The organism is Cytobacillus sp. Hz8 (genome assembly GCF_042263505.1).
Lineage (GTDB): Bacteria > Bacillota > Bacilli > Bacillales > Cytobacillaceae > Bacillus_BE.
The window spans coordinates 370252-384134 of the sequence record NZ_JBHKFI010000002.1; the positions used below are offsets into that span (position 1 = coordinate 370252).

The window sequence follows — 13883 nt, forward strand, 5'->3', positions numbered from 1 at the left end:
TGACAATTAATATTAAAAATAAATTGACGCCTAGTAGATTTCTTTGACGTCAATTTCGGAATATTGCATATCAATGTTTTTAGGAATTTTTATTTCAAGTGTTCCTTCTTTATATTGAGCGGTGGATCCTTTTCTTTTTACGATTGCTGGCAACGTAATGGTTTCTTTATCATCATATTCAGGAACATGTTCTAGAATTAATTGATTAGAGGTATGGTAGACACGCAGTTGTTTTAGCCATTCTTCATCTTTTACTGGTATCCGTGCATAAACATAATCATGAGTTTCAAATACTGCTGCTTGAATTTTTGATGAGGAATTAGAATTTGTCTGACGTGGACTTTGATTATTCATCAGTGGAAACCCATGAGCTAGATCCGCAGGATTCATCATACTACCAAAGTTTTCTTGGAAGGCTTTTTTCATGATATCCTGTATATATTGATCAATTTCCTCCGGCTTCATCCCACTAACCATTTTCTGAAAATTATTATTATGGAAGGGAAATAGATTCCATGGAAACATTGAGGTTCCTCCTTTCCATGTAAATAAAACGGTCATATTTGATTGTTTAAATTACCTGAAGGATTTGCAATTTGATCTTGATCACTCAGGGATAGATCTCCCACACCATTTGCAGAGCATGAACCAGTAGGTGATAGATCACCAAAGGCCATGGTGACACCCACCCATTTTGAGTTTGCAGTGTGGCTATTATGAACTGTCGGACCAATATCAATATTGCCGTTACTGTTTATTCCGTTCGTTTTTATGTTAAAAATATTGATTTGGTAGGGCATTATTTTCACTCCCAAATGAATTACAATTGGTTAGAATTAACAGGAGCTGGATTTCCAATATCTCCTTGGTCATTGATATCCGGGTCAATATATACATTTTCCATCGCTGCAGTAGGTGGAGCATAATCACCATAGGATGCATTTTGTCCTGTCGTTTTTGCATTAGCCGTTGGTGCATTATGGAGGGATTCCCCAATCGTCACGGATCCGTTAGTGGAGATACTGTTGATTTTGATGTTGAAAATATTGATGATGGTTTGCATCCTTACACATCCTTTCTTTGTATCCATACTATGCACCACACTAGCCTAATGTTTATGAAAACTTTTGTAGATTGTTTTAAAAGCAAATAAAATCGCAAGTCCTCCGCAAATTATTTGCATATATGCTTCGTTCTTTTTACTATAGAAACAAGGGAATGAAAAAATTTTGAATTACGATGGGGTATATATTTGTGAGAATGAAAACCGCTTTAATAACAGGAGGTGCCACTGGCATAGGAAAAAGAACAGCTATGTATTTAGCTGAACAGGGTATCTCCATAATGATTAATTATCGGAATAGCGAAAAAGAAGCACAAGAATTAGCTAGTTTCCTGACAAAACAATATGGAAACAAAAATGATATTATTCAAGGGGATATTGCAAGTCTCAAAGGCTGTGAGAAGGTTATTGACGAGGCCTTTTCTATTTCTCCGACGATTGATATCCTCGTTCATAATGCCGGACCTTACATAAATGAAAGAAAGCGTTTGACAGATTATAGCAATGAAGAATGGAATTATTTATTAAATGGGAATTTGAATGCTGTTTTTATTTTATGTAAGGCGTTTATTCCTACAATGAGAAAGCAAAAATGGGGTAGGATTATCACAGTTGGATTTGATCGAGTGGAAACGACACCCGGCTGGATTTATCGTTCTGCATTTGCTGCTGCAAAATCTGGTCTAGCCTCTTTGACGAGAACCATCTCTTTAGAAGAGGTAAATGAGGGGATTACGGCAAATATGGTATGCCCTGGTGACATTACAGGTGAATGGAAGGAAGGTAATATTGCTGAAGCTATAAAGATTATTGATCGCGAATCTCCGACTGGAAGGCCAGGAACTGGGGAGGATGTTGCAAGAGTTATTTCCTTTTTAGTGGATGAAAGGTCTAGCTTTATTACAGGTAGTATCATTCCTGTAACTGGAGGAAAGGATGTTCTTGGAAAGATATATAGGTTGTGATAAAGTGAAACTTCCATCAGTGGGGGTTTTCGACGCACAGGACGTGAAGTGCAGACGTCGCGATTTTAGTCTGCCATTCATCCCCCACTGATGGTTAGTCACGCAGAGCCTGATTGATTTTTCTAAGGGCTGAAGCCCAAAGAAAAATCTTATTTCACTTATCACGCTCATAACGCCACATCCTGTGGCTTCGTCTGACTAGGACCTTAATCCCTCGTCGGACCTTTACGGGCAGTTGATCTCCCACTTATCTTCTTCGTATTCTCAGAATCTTGAAGTGGGAGTCAAAATGTCCGTTAAGAGTGGGATAAAATCCAAATCCGTTATAATAATTGGATGGCAGGCTTTAAAGTGATCGTCGAAAATTAGAGCCTGCTTTTTTATTCTATGTTTGAAGGATGTTGGTGAATTAGTTGAGAAGGATGTTAGGAAGGGGGACGAACGACATTCATCTAGAAAGGAAGGCCCAAAAACTTGTTCATATAATGAAACAATTCTAAGCCTACGCTAAATATCTCTCCCACCTATTATTATCTTCCGAAATTTCCTCTTAAGATCCCCCATCTTTTTTGAATCATGACTAAACGACTGGCGAGGCAAATAGCCCCAACTGCCAAACCTGTGATTAAGCCAATCCAGAACCCAAAAGCACCCCAATCCGAGTAATTTCCTAAATAATATCCTAATGGTAATCCAATTACCCAATAGGAAACGAGGGACATGACAAAAGTGATATTAACATCCTTATATCCTCTTAGAGATCCTTGTACAGGTGCCTGAATCGCATCTGAAAGTTGGAAGAATAAGGCATATAGTAAAAAGTCAGCGGTTAATTTTATGACCTCTGGATCTGTTGAATAGATACCAGCAATCTGATGACGAAATCCAACGAGTATAAGACCGTTTATAATCGCTAAGCTTATGGCTAAAAGAACCCCAAGCCAACTGTATTGCTTCGCATCCAGGTACCGTTTTGCCCCAACTTCAAAACCGACGACAATCGTTAGTGCCATGGAAATACTTAAGGGGATCATGTATAAAAGGGAAGCAAAGTTCATGGCTGATTGATGAGAGGCAATCGTAACAGTATCAAAATGACTCATTAATAAGGTAACCGCTGAGAAAATACTTGTTTCAAAAAAGATGGACAGACCAATTGGAATCCCTATTTTCAAAATTTCAGCCCATTTTCTGAAAGAAACCTTAAAGAATTTCTCGAATATTTGAAATGCTGAAAAGGGATGATTGTATTTTATGATGAAAAACGAGATAAACGTGATAATCCAATAGGTAATCGCTGTGGCGTAGCCTGCTCCAACGCCTCCAAAAGCGGGAAATCCGATTTTCCCGAAAATCAATAAATAGTTAAATAATAAGTTAACAGGAAGTGCAGATAAGGTAATCAGCATCGATACCTTTGTTTTTCCCAAAGCATCAATAAAGGAACGCTGCACTTGAAACATAAATAGGGGAATCATGCCAAAGCTTAATGCCACCAAATAGTCATGAGCGATATTTTGAACCTTTATGTTCAGATTCATATGGTTAAGGATTGAATTTAGGAATATTGCTCCCAAAATAATGACAACAATGGCCATGATAATAGATAAATATAAACCTTGGATAATATGAAAAGCGACTTGTTTTTCTTTTTTTCCGCCAATAAGTTGAGCGACTATGGGGGTGATGGCAACCAGTATTCCACTTAACCCCGTATAGACGGCAACCCAAATAGAAGAACCAATGGCTACACCCGCCAAATCATTTGCACTAAAATGACCGGACATGGTCGTATCAAAAAAGTTCATGGAAAACATCCCGACTTGCGTTATAAATATAGGAATAACGATAATTAATAATTGTTTTATTTTTTCTTTGAAATTTGTTGTTTGCTGCATAATAGAACCTCTTCTAGTAAGTTGGTGTTGATTAATGTATTATAGCATAATGATTTTTTCTTTATTATAGGATTCTTTTCAAACGTATCTATTAACTGTCATGTTTTCTTTTCTACAGCATATGATTTATGGACGAGTATTATAAAAGGGGACATGTTGCATGGCTTATCCGGGATCTAAAGGGTGGTATGTTCAGAAATTAAAAGAGTTAGGAGTATCCAAGCATCCAGTAGATCGGAAAAAACTAGAGTTATATAAAACTTATATTTAGAAATAGCTAACCCGCATGAATTATGAGCAAAATAGCAAAAAATACCCCACGAAGGAATATCGTGGGGATTTTTAGGCATTAAGTAAATGAGAATCTCCTTGTTGGTCAGACTCTGAGCGAAGAACATGTAAGGTGTATAAATCTTTAGGAATTTCGAATAAATGATAGATGTCTCCTTCAGCGTTTAACTGATCGTAAATGGATTTTCTTGTTTCGTTTGCTTGAGCGACATATGGTAGTTTCTCGGCAGCCTTTTGTGAACGGATATTGACTTTACGTATTCGCATAAACACAGTTTCAATGCCCAATTCATAGAAAAGCTCATTGAAAAATAGCTCTTTTGCGATCTTATTATAGCCTTTTCCGTGATATTCCTTGCCCAGCCATGTTCCTAGAAAGCCAGACCCATTTTTAATATCGAATAGGCTAATCGTACCAATGGGGGTCTCCCATTCATCTAAAATTGTTCTAGATATTAATTCTCCACGTTCTTCTGCTTCAATTGTTTGTTTAGTCATAAATAGAAATTCTTCATACGAACTAGCTTTTTGGCGCACAAAAGGGAAGACATCTGGGTGCGTAATTAGTTCATACAAAGAGTGGCAATCCTGGAGATCGCGTTTCTTGAGCATATGAATCCCTCCTATGAAGGGCAGTCCGATTTTGTGTTTGGAATGCTCTGAACCACCCTCGAAATTTTTTGTAATGTAGCTAAAAAATTTCGGGGTGGGAATCGAACCCACTAGAACCAGTTTTGCTGGTGGCGCACCATTTGCCTTCCCAATAACTTTGATATTCCGTTTTGGTAAAAAATTTTATCATAAAATAATTCTTTTATTAAGGTATAATACTAAAAAATCGCTAAAAAGAAAATAGGTTTATGAGATATTTTATTAAAATTTAATGTTATTTTCCTAACTATTTTTCTACAGAATCCTACATTTCCTCAAATACGATTTCGCCGTTTATCATCGTCCAAATTGGTTTTCCAGAAAAATGAAATGGATGTTTATTCCAGAGAACTAAATCAGCATCCTTTCCTTCCTCAATACTTCCTAATTGTGAGTCAATTCCTAGGTTTTTGGCGGCTAGGATCGTTATTCCTTCAATTGCCTTTTGTTCTGACAGCCCTTCACGAGCCGCGATCGCAGCAGAAATATTTAAATATTGGATGGGAACATAGGGATGATCCGTTGTAATCGATACTTCCATGCCATGATTGGTTAATGCCTGATACGTTTTCCAGGTTTTATTCTTTAATTCTACTTTGGAGCGTCTAGTTAATGTTGGACCAACAGAAACCTTCAACTGATAAGGAGATAATTCTTCGGCAATTAAATGCCCTTCGGTACAATGCTCTATTCGAAGATCTAGCTGAAATTCATCTGCTAGACGGATGGCTGAAATGATATCATCTGCTCGGTGTGCATGTGCTCTAACAGGAATGTCACGGTTAAGGGCTGCGACGATTGGAGCTAGCTTGAGAGATTCAGGGTTCTCTGCATTCTTTCCCTCATAAAAGGCTTCCCTTAACATACCCATGATTCCCATTCTTGTCATGGAATCACTGTTTCCGTTGCTATGAATTCTTTTTGGATTTTCCCCAAAGGCAATTTTCAGTCCTGCCGTTTCTCTAACAAGCATTTTTTGAATATTTTTGCCCTGTGTTTTTATGACGGAAGTGGTTCCACCGATGACATTCGCACTTCCGGGCATGACGTGGACGGTTGTTACACCGTATTTGACAGCGTCAGAAAAAGCGGGATCTAATGGGTAGACACCGTCAATGGCACGAACATGTGGACTCATGGGCCCGATGGTTTCATTGGCGTCATTTCCTGCCCATCCCGTTCCTTCATCATATAACCCTAAATGGGTATGAACATCGATAAAACCGGGGAAAAGAAGTTTATGATTACAATCAATTATTTTTAGCTGGGCAATCGCATCCAAGCTAAAGGATGTGGTGATTTGGGGACCGATTTTTTTAATCTTTCCATTTTCAATAAAAACATCACAGTGATGAATCGGATTAGAGGTGATTGGATACACGTTTGCATTTTTTAATAAATAGTTTGTCATAGAAACCCCTTTCTATTTAAAATAAGTAGGCATTATTACATGTATATGTGATAACTTTACAGCATATTAAAAAACTCGCCAAATTGGCGAGTGAAAGGGATACAACATAAAATTATTTTTTTCTTTTTCTTTTTTGCCAAAAGAAGTAAAGGGCAATAAATATGATGGCAATAATTGTAATGGGAAGGACATACGGTCTTGCATATTCTTCAATATCCTTCCAATGTGTGCCAAGCTGCATTCCTAGAAGTAAAAACAAGACTGTCCAAGGAATTGTGGCACCGACCGTATAGGCAATAAATTTGGATAAAGGCATTTTTGAAATGCCTGCAGGAATGGAAACAGCTTGTCTAACTACGGGAATAAATCGCGCGGTAAAAACCACGATTGGTCCATACTTTTGAAACCAATATTCTGAGGCATCAATATGTCTTTTATGTATTAATAAGAATTTCCCGTATTTATCTAAAAAAGGTCGACCACCAAATAGGCCAATCCAATACAATAGTACTTGGGCAATGGTAATTCCAATAGTTCCTGCAAGGATAGCACCAAAAAAGTTTATATGACCAAGGCTGACTAAATAACCTCCGTAGCTTAAAACAATTTCACTAGGAATGATTTCAATCATTAATCCGAGCGCAATACCCCAATATCCAAGTTGATTTAAGTAATCAAAAATGGATAGTATTAATTCTTTCAATGAGGATCCTCCTTTATTTATGAGTAATTTAAAAGATGCCTGTTAGTTGGAGGGTGAGAATCAGGATTCCTAAGACCCAAACATAGATGGCAAAGATTTTAAGCGATCGTTTTTTCAAATAATTAATCATCCAGACAACGGCTAAATAGCCAAAGAAGGCAGAGGATAGGGTCGCTATAAGTAAACTGTTAAAACGTACAGCTTCAACTTGCCCAGAATACAATTCACCGAATTGGAGGACAATCCCCCCTGCAATGGCAGGTATGGATAACAAAAATGAAAAAAAAGCAGCTGTTTCACGATCTAGCTTACGAAAAAGACCGGCTGCAATGGTTAATCCTGAACGTGAAACTGCAGGGAAAATCGCTGCTGCCTGAAAGGAGCCAATATATAAAGCATCCCTATAGCTTAAATCTTCCATTTTTTTGTGACCACTTTTGACTCCATCAGCACCCCAAAGAATCAGCCCTGTTAATAAAAACTCCCAGCCAATCGTAACACCTGTCTTCGATATCGTATCAAATAAGTCATTGAAAAGTAAACCAATAATTACAGCAGGTAATGTCCCGATAACTAATAAGAGGGAAAGCTTTCCAAACGGTTGTTTGATAATTTGGAGGATTTCCCCTTTGTATACAACAAAAACAGCGATTAAAGTTCCAACATGAAGCATTGTATCTAAGAAAAGACCTGCTTCATCAAGTCCAAATAAATGTCTTCCTAAATAGAGGTGTCCCGTACTTGAGATGGGCAAAAACTCCGTTAAACCTTGAATAATCCCGAGGATGAACGCTTCAAAATTTGACATCAAACTCATCATTCCTTTTTCGTGTCTCTTATTAAAAATGTATTCAGTTTGTCCTAAACAAGAACAAAAAAGGATGAAATACCATTGAATTAGAAAAAATGAGAAAAAGGAAATAAGTTGTTTGCCTGTAGACGGCAAAAGGAAAGTAGAATTGAGAGAAGTTGAAACTTTTTCTTCAGCCAATCGTAAAATAGCCATAAGGCAAGCAATTATCAAATTAGGGGGAAAGAAAAATGCCATCTCAAGATGAAAGAATATTGGCCGCTGCCATTTATGGTATAAGTTTTTTTACCGTTTTTATAGGACCGCTCATTATTTGGTTAATAAAAAGAAACGACTCTGCATTTGTTGATTATCACGGAAAAGAATATTTAAACTTTCTGATCTCTTATGCAGTCTATTCGATTATTAGTGTCGTTTTAATGCTTGTTCTAATTGGCTTCCTATTAATTTGGGTTGTGGGAGTATTAGGATTTATTTTTACCATCATCGCCGCAGTCAAAGCCTATGACGGTCAAGCCTATCGTTTTCCATTCATCTTCCGCATCATCCGCTAAAAGCACGGGCATGGGGACGGTTCTATTTCTTTCTTTCGATAATAGAATATTTAATAGGATTTTCTTCATAAGGAGAATAAATCATGAATATTCGTCAATATTATCGTCAGTCAGCGGTGATGTCATTAAACGCTAGTCTTATTTCTTTAGTTCCCATCATTCTAATAGTGATAGGATTTTCTCTTTTTCCATCCGGATTATTACTGATTCTTTCTTCCATTCCTTTTTTTATTTACAGTTTCATTTGTTTTCAAAACTATCAATTACAGAATAAACGATTTGAAGAGACGATGGATTTCGGTGAAATGGATGATCCTGCTGAAGTATTGGATCAGTCTCAATGGTTCATTGCCTTTTTGCCAGCACCATCTTTACGAATGGTTTTATTTGAGCCAAAAGGAAGGATGGTAGGTGAAATTAAGGATATCCAGTTTTGGAAGATTCGCTGGTTTTTACCATATTGGATTGATCGATTTATTCCGAAAAAATATGGAGTCTACAACCATCAGCAGCAATTTATCGGAAAGATTCTGATAAAAAAAAGGAAAATTCAATTATGGAAGCCTCAAGAGGAATTTTCCGCTAATTTGTACTGCACCGACTACAATGGCAAAAAGGAAAGCTGGTCCTTTGAGGAAAAAATTTTTTCCACTCATAAGGAATGGCTTCTCACAGATGTACGCTATCAAGTGGAGCATTTAGGGGAAGTGGCAAGGTTAAAGAAGGGATGGATGCCCAAAGGATGCGAAAAATATTTTAAGGATGCAAACACACCCATCTTTTCAATGCAAAAAGAGCTGAAAAAAGAGGACAAACTCATTCTTTTAGGGCTATTGGTAAGATTTTATTGTTATCGTGAACATTAAGCAAATGAACTTCTAAATATATGGAATAAAGCTCAGCAGATTGTTGAGCTTTTCTTCTACCAGTTCGTATTTTCATGTTGCATGCTATAAGCTTTTATTGAACAATTTAAAAAAATATGGCACCATTAATGATACAAATATATGAAGATTAATCCCTGAAAGATAAGGGTTATATCCTTCAGGAATGGTTGGAGGTTATCAAGTTGCAGTTGAAATTAACAAAATGCCATGGTTCAGGTAATGATTTTTTTATCATTGACGAAATCACAAATGATTATAGGTTTTCGGAAATGGAACGTGCTGAGTTAGCAAAAGCTTTATGCAATCGTGAAACGGATTTAGGGGCTGATGGAATTCTCTATATTTTAAAAAGTGATCATGCCGATGGACGGATGAGGGTGTTTAATGAAGATGGGTCAGAAGCATCAATGTGTGGGAATGGTTTGCGCTGTGTTGCCCGCTATGTTTGTGAGCTGCTTGGGAAAGAATCGGCTCTAATTGAGACGATGAAAGCGGATCTTGAAGTGAAAAGAGAAAAGGATATTTATCCTGATATTCCAACTTATCTGGTGGAAATTTCGCCCGTTTCCTTCCAATTAAAGGATCTACCATTAAACTTTGAGCAAGATACTTTAATAAATGAAAAGATTCCTAATCTGTCAGAGAAATTAACCTTTACAGCATTAGCGGTTCCTAATCCACATCTGATTTCAATCGTTCAATCAAAAGAAATTCATTCAGATACGCAAAAGCATCTTAGCGAGTATGTAAATGGACCAAATGAGTTTTTTCCTGATGGAGTGAATGTCAGCTTTGTTAAGTCATTAGATAAAGGTCATATTTATGTTAGAACATTTGAAAGAGGGGTTGGGTTTACGAATGCTTGTGGGACGGCGATGTCTGCCTCAAGCCTTGTAACCTGTCTACAAGGGATAAATGATTTAGAAAATGCCATCCAAGTCCATAATAATGGGGGAAAGGTCTGCTGCGTTGTTCATAAAAATAAGGATCAATATAAAATTGATTTAATTGGAAATGCGACCTATGTGTATCAAACGGAAGTGACCCTTGATTTAAAAGATCCTCAATCTTTTAAGATTGGAGAAAAAGATCTATATCTTGCTGAGGAAAAGCAGTATGCTAATCTCCAAGCTGAGGTGCAGGCTTTCCTTTCACAGTATCTATAAAGGAATTTTAGAAAATAGCCGATTCTCCACTCGAATCGGCTATTTTTTTGCTTTAAGAAAATCAAGAATGGGATCGAATTTTTGTTTTTCTTTCACTTGAAAAAAGGATTGGAATGGATCTCCTTCTTGATTCATCCGTTTGATCATCATTGGAAGTTGAAATTGATCGATGGTTAATTTCTCATTCACTTCCTCCCAATAAAGCGGAGTAGCTATGGTTGCATTGATTTTCCCTCTTGGAGAATAAGGGGCAATAATTGTTTTCCCTTCTGAGTGCTGTAGATAGTCAATATATAAGCGATGTCCTCGATTTTTTTTAAATCTTTCAATTGTAAAAGAATCAGGATCCTTTGATACTAAATAATCTGCGATAAAGGATGTAAATAATCTTGTCTCATCAAAGGAATAACGGTTTTCCGGCAGTGGAATGTAAATCTGCAATCCCTTGCTACCAGAGGTTTTAATAAAGCTGATCAACTGTAAATGATCCAACACTTCTTTTATATAGCGTGCTGCCTTAATAGCAAGGGGAAAAGCATTTTTATCGGGTGGGTCTAAATCAAAAACAATTTCACTTGGCCCTTGGTTGGAGATGGTTTGAAAAGGAATGTGAAATTCAAATGCAATCTGATTTCCTAGCCAAAGAAGTGTTTTTAAATTATTGCAAACCAAGTAATGTATTCCTTCGTGCATATGCGTTTTAACAAATTCAGGTGCATAGTCAGGACTATTTTTCTGATAAAAGGCTTCACCCAATATTCCATGCGGATAACGAATAACCGTTAATAAACGATCATGCAAAAAAGGGAGCATATAAGGAGAAATCTCTCTTAAATAGTGGATATAATCCATTTTACTAATGGCTGGTGTTTTCCATAATGGTTTATCAGGATGAGTGATTGCAACATCGAGTGGAAGATTCCTTTGTTGGTGAAACATCTTTTCATTGGTACAATCAGTAGGTTGTAAATCAAAGCGAAAACGATCAAAATGAGGCTCTCTCATTCCATCTTCGTACCATTCTAAATATTTGAGCTCAACACAAATGGCAGGTTTCACGAAAATAAATTTTGCATTTTCTAGCGTTTTATTCTCTTTTAACGTTAAAAATAAGGCTTCTTTTTCCTCGGGCTTTATTCCAAATAAAAAAGAGCCAATTGGCATGATTTCTTGATTTTGATAAACCCCGACATAAAAATAGCCATTTCCCTTTTCAAAAGCAGTAATAAAGCAGGATACATACTTCCAGTTTTTATACTTTAACCAGCTAGTGGTTCTTTTCCCTTCCTCCCATTTATTATTTTCTTTTTTGGCCACAATGCCTTCCCCATCATGTAATACAACCATTTCCCATATGGATTTAAAATTAATGTAATAAGGAACCATTTGCAATAAAGCTTTGTGGTGATGATGAGGTGATAAAGGGAGAGATAGGGCTTGAAATAAATTTTTTAGGATTTTCTTCCGAGCTTTATAGTCCATTTCCTTTGTTGATTTGCCTTCAACAATAAGAATGTCAAAAATCAATAGTCGACAAGGAGCTTTATCGGCTTTTTCCTTTATTCTTTCCTGTGAACGCATTCGCCCTCTCACTTGGAGATTGCTGAAATTTGCTTTATACGAATTCTCTAACAAGACTAATTCCCCGTCTAATATGAAAGGTAAAAAGGGTTGAAAATGATTCTTGTTTTCCTCTAAAAATTGGTGGATTTCGGGAAAGATTGGAAGCAATGATTTTCCGTTGCGACTAGTTATGCTGATTTCTTTATTCCAATCCAAGATTGCACGAAACCCGTCATATTTTACCTCATAAAACCAATTATCATCATTTGGGATCTCAAAGGTTAAGCTTGGGAGCATTGGCTTCATTTTTTTTGTTCCTTTCTCAACTTTTTTAATATTGTCTCCAAAGTCTGATAATTCTTCTCTTCCAAATCTTGAAATACATGCTTTTTAGTGATTTACATACATTAAGTATAAATAAAAGAAGAATGGAGTTTTCATATGCATACAATGTGGAAGGGCAGCATCAGCTTCGGCTTAGTGAATATTCCAATCAAACTGCATGCAGCTACGGAAGATAAAGACGTTAAACTTAGGACATTACACAAGAAATGCCATGCGCCAATTAAGTATGAGAAGGTTTGCTCTGCTTGTGAAGAGGAAGTAAAACCTGAGGATATTGTGAAGGCATATGAATATACAAAAGGAAAATTTGTTGTCTTGGATGATGAAGATCTGGAGAAGCTTCGGAAGGAAAATGAAGATAAAGCGGTGGAGATTATTGATTTTGTTAAAATGGAGGAAATAGATCCGATTTACTATGATAAAACCTATTATATGTCTCCACATGAAGGGGGAGGAAAGGCTTATTCCTTATTAAGGAAGGCACTTGAGGAATCAGCAAAGGTTGGATTAGCGAAGATTATTATCAGGGCGAAAGAGCAGCTTGCCGTTATACGTGTCTATAAAAACACTTTAGTGATGGAAACCATCCATTATCCAGACGAGGTTCGAGCGGCGGAAGATGTTCCTAATGTTCCATCAGGGGATAAAGTGACAAAAAAAGAACTAGATACAGCTATTCTGTTAATCGACCAATTAACAACAGAATTTGAACCGGAAAAATACAAGGATGATTATCGTACAGCTCTCTTAGATTTAATTGAGGCGAAACGAACAGGAAATAAGGTTGTTACTTCTGCTGAAAAAGAGGTCAAGTCCAATGTAACCGACTTAATGGCTGCTCTTCAGGCTTCGATTGATCGAACAAAGCCAGTGAAAGAAACAAAAACAAGAAAAAGGACAACAACAAAAGCAAAGGAACGGAAACAGGCTTGAACTCCATATCGCCAAGCAGAACATGAAATTGTTCGTTTGATGTACTGTTTGGCAGATTATTATTGTTCATTCGGTTTTCATGTTGACGATAACGACAAAATGTTATATAATTAATACCTTGTGTTTGGATGTTAAATTATTTTTAACAAAGTAAATAGTTGAACACTTAAAGATTGTTTAGGTTTTGTGTTTCCAGAGATTTTTAACCCACTTTTGTAACAAACCTCTTCTTACACGTATCACTACTCCAGTATCTTTAAAGTCATTATTCCCAGAAACTATTAAGGAACCTGATTCTTGTAGGCGCGGTCGAGGAGCCGTAAAGACGGAAGAGAGGTAGGGCTTTCGTTGTTTTAGGTTATACATGTGAATGAAAAACATATCCAAATACTTGATTTAGGCTGATGGATTGTATCTAAGCATTTGCTGCTGATATAATTGTCAGCCTTTTTTAATAGTGAAACACGAACAATTTGATAATATTAGTTTGAAATATATGTGCTCTATGCTATTATTTGAATATAAAAAAAATGAAGGTTCGCAGTGACTGACGACGATGTGGAATCAACCATAAGGGAGCTGCGAAAAAGAAATAGCCGGTCGTCTGGGCAGAGAATAGTTTGTTATTCTCTTTCAACCAAT

The 13883-nt window shown here is 36.8% G+C and carries 15 protein-coding genes and 1 riboswitch; of the genes, 6 read left to right on the top strand and 9 right to left on the bottom strand.

Annotated elements, in window-relative coordinates:
- Positions 1-30 precede the first annotated feature (30 nt).
- From ACE38V_RS04940 to ACE38V_RS04950, 3 genes are read right to left on the bottom strand one after another with little or no spacing between them, the layout of a single operon-like run.
- Positions 31-525: an Hsp20/alpha crystallin family protein gene (locus tag ACE38V_RS04940; RefSeq protein WP_375840077.1), complete on the bottom strand. Its 495-nt coding sequence runs from the start codon at positions 523-525 to the stop codon at positions 31-33.
- Between the two features lie 32 nt (positions 526-557).
- A complete protein-coding gene (locus tag ACE38V_RS04945; protein WP_375840078.1) occupies positions 558-800 on the bottom strand; it encodes a spore germination protein in 243 nt (80 codons plus the stop codon).
- 20 nt (positions 801-820) lie between these two features.
- Positions 821-1063 (bottom strand): spore germination protein, encoded by a 243-nt coding sequence (locus ACE38V_RS04950; RefSeq protein ID WP_375840079.1) that lies wholly within the window; start codon positions 1061-1063, stop codon positions 821-823.
- A 191-nt stretch (positions 1064-1254) separates the two neighbouring features.
- Here ACE38V_RS04950 and ACE38V_RS04955 point away from each other — a divergent pair, with 191 nt between their 5' ends.
- The gene (locus ACE38V_RS04955; RefSeq protein ID WP_375840080.1) at positions 1255-2028 is read left to right on the top strand and encodes an SDR family oxidoreductase; all 774 of its coding nucleotides are present in this window, start codon (positions 1255-1257) and stop codon (positions 2026-2028) included.
- Between the two features lie 530 nt (positions 2029-2558).
- Here the strand turns inward: ACE38V_RS04955 and ACE38V_RS04960 are convergent.
- The gene (locus tag ACE38V_RS04960; protein ID WP_375840081.1) at positions 2559-3926 is read right to left on the bottom strand and encodes an MATE family efflux transporter; all 1368 of its coding nucleotides are present in this window, start codon (positions 3924-3926) and stop codon (positions 2559-2561) included.
- Positions 3927-4086: 160 nt separating this feature from the next.
- Between ACE38V_RS04960 and ACE38V_RS04965 the strand changes: the two genes are divergently transcribed.
- The gene (locus ACE38V_RS04965; protein WP_375840082.1) at positions 4087-4197 is read left to right on the top strand and encodes a DUF2639 domain-containing protein; all 111 of its coding nucleotides are present in this window, start codon (positions 4087-4089) and stop codon (positions 4195-4197) included.
- Between the two features lie 71 nt (positions 4198-4268).
- Here the strand turns inward: ACE38V_RS04965 and ACE38V_RS04970 are convergent, their stop codons facing one another.
- The 4 genes from ACE38V_RS04970 to ACE38V_RS04985 form a co-directional block, all read right to left on the bottom strand.
- Positions 4269-4829, bottom strand: coding sequence for a GNAT family N-acetyltransferase (locus ACE38V_RS04970; RefSeq protein WP_375840083.1), 561 nt, complete (start codon positions 4827-4829; stop codon positions 4269-4271).
- 304 nt (positions 4830-5133) lie between these two features.
- The gene (locus ACE38V_RS04975; RefSeq protein ID WP_375840084.1) at positions 5134-6279 is read right to left on the bottom strand and encodes an amidohydrolase; all 1146 of its coding nucleotides are present in this window, start codon (positions 6277-6279) and stop codon (positions 5134-5136) included.
- Positions 6280-6391: 112 nt separating this feature from the next.
- Entirely contained in the window at positions 6392-6982 is a 591-nt protein-coding gene (gene uptA, locus ACE38V_RS04980; protein WP_375840085.1) for an undecaprenyl phosphate transporter UptA, read from the bottom strand.
- Positions 6983-7010: 28 nt separating this feature from the next.
- On the bottom strand, positions 7011-7790 hold the full coding sequence (locus tag ACE38V_RS04985) for an undecaprenyl-diphosphate phosphatase (protein ID WP_375840086.1): 780 nt from the start codon (positions 7788-7790) through the stop codon (positions 7011-7013).
- A gap of 233 nt (positions 7791-8023) precedes the next feature.
- Here ACE38V_RS04985 and ACE38V_RS04990 point away from each other — a divergent pair, with 233 nt between their 5' ends.
- The 3 genes from ACE38V_RS04990 (at position 8024) to dapF (ending at position 10400) form a co-directional block, all read left to right on the top strand.
- Positions 8024-8347, top strand: a complete 324-nt coding sequence (locus ACE38V_RS04990) for a DUF4870 domain-containing protein (protein WP_375840087.1) — start codon at positions 8024-8026, stop codon at positions 8345-8347.
- 83 nt (positions 8348-8430) lie between these two features.
- Positions 8431-9213: a hypothetical protein gene (locus ACE38V_RS04995; RefSeq protein WP_375840088.1), complete on the top strand. Its 783-nt coding sequence runs from the start codon at positions 8431-8433 to the stop codon at positions 9211-9213.
- A 203-nt stretch (positions 9214-9416) separates the two neighbouring features.
- On the top strand, positions 9417-10400 hold the full coding sequence (gene dapF / locus ACE38V_RS05000; RefSeq protein WP_375840089.1) for a diaminopimelate epimerase: 984 nt from the start codon (positions 9417-9419) through the stop codon (positions 10398-10400).
- A gap of 39 nt (positions 10401-10439) precedes the next feature.
- Here the strand turns inward: dapF and ACE38V_RS05005 are convergent, their stop codons facing one another.
- Positions 10440-12269, bottom strand: coding sequence for a DNA ligase D (locus ACE38V_RS05005; RefSeq protein WP_375840090.1), 1830 nt, complete (start codon positions 12267-12269; stop codon positions 10440-10442).
- A 135-nt stretch (positions 12270-12404) separates the two neighbouring features.
- On the opposite strand from ACE38V_RS05005, the gene ku reads away from it, so the two are divergent.
- Positions 12405-13241 carry a non-homologous end joining protein Ku gene (gene ku, locus ACE38V_RS05010; protein ID WP_375840091.1) on the top strand — a complete coding sequence of 279 codons (837 nt, stop codon included), beginning with the start codon at positions 12405-12407 and terminating at the stop codon, positions 13239-13241.
- A gap of 533 nt (positions 13242-13774) precedes the next feature.
- Positions 13775-13858, top strand: a riboswitch (ZMP/ZTP riboswitch).
- The last annotated feature ends 25 nt before the right edge of the window (positions 13859-13883 follow it).

Bases quoted from the DNA above. Each gene is read 5' to 3' on its own strand.
- ACE38V_RS04970 (WP_375840083.1), bottom strand. From the start codon at position 4,829: ATGCTCAAGAAACGCGATCTCCAGGATTGCCACTCTTTGTATGAACTA.
- ACE38V_RS04975 (WP_375840084.1), bottom strand. From the start codon at position 6,279: ATGACAAACTATTTATTAAAAAATGCAAACGTGTATCCAATCACCTCT.
- ACE38V_RS04940 (WP_375840077.1), bottom strand. From the start codon at position 525: ATGTTTCCATGGAATCTATTTCCCTTCCATAATAATAATTTTCAGAAA.
- ACE38V_RS04985 (WP_375840086.1), bottom strand. From the start codon at position 7,790: ATGTCAAATTTTGAAGCGTTCATCCTCGGGATTATTCAAGGTTTAACG.
- ACE38V_RS04950 (WP_375840079.1), bottom strand. From the start codon at position 1,063: ATGCAAACCATCATCAATATTTTCAACATCAAAATCAACAGTATCTCC.
- ACE38V_RS04990 (WP_375840087.1), top strand. From the start codon at position 8,024: ATGCCATCTCAAGATGAAAGAATATTGGCCGCTGCCATTTATGGTATA.
- ku (WP_375840091.1), top strand. From the start codon at position 12,405: ATGCATACAATGTGGAAGGGCAGCATCAGCTTCGGCTTAGTGAATATT.
- ACE38V_RS04945 (WP_375840078.1), bottom strand. From the start codon at position 800: ATGCCCTACCAAATCAATATTTTTAACATAAAAACGAACGGAATAAAC.
- ACE38V_RS05005 (WP_375840090.1), bottom strand. From the start codon at position 12,269: ATGAAGCCAATGCTCCCAAGCTTAACCTTTGAGATCCCAAATGATGAT.
- ACE38V_RS04960 (WP_375840081.1), bottom strand. From the start codon at position 3,926: ATGCAGCAAACAACAAATTTCAAAGAAAAAATAAAACAATTATTAATT.
- ACE38V_RS04995 (WP_375840088.1), top strand. From the start codon at position 8,431: ATGAATATTCGTCAATATTATCGTCAGTCAGCGGTGATGTCATTAAAC.
- ACE38V_RS04965 (WP_375840082.1), top strand. From the start codon at position 4,087: ATGGCTTATCCGGGATCTAAAGGGTGGTATGTTCAGAAATTAAAAGAG.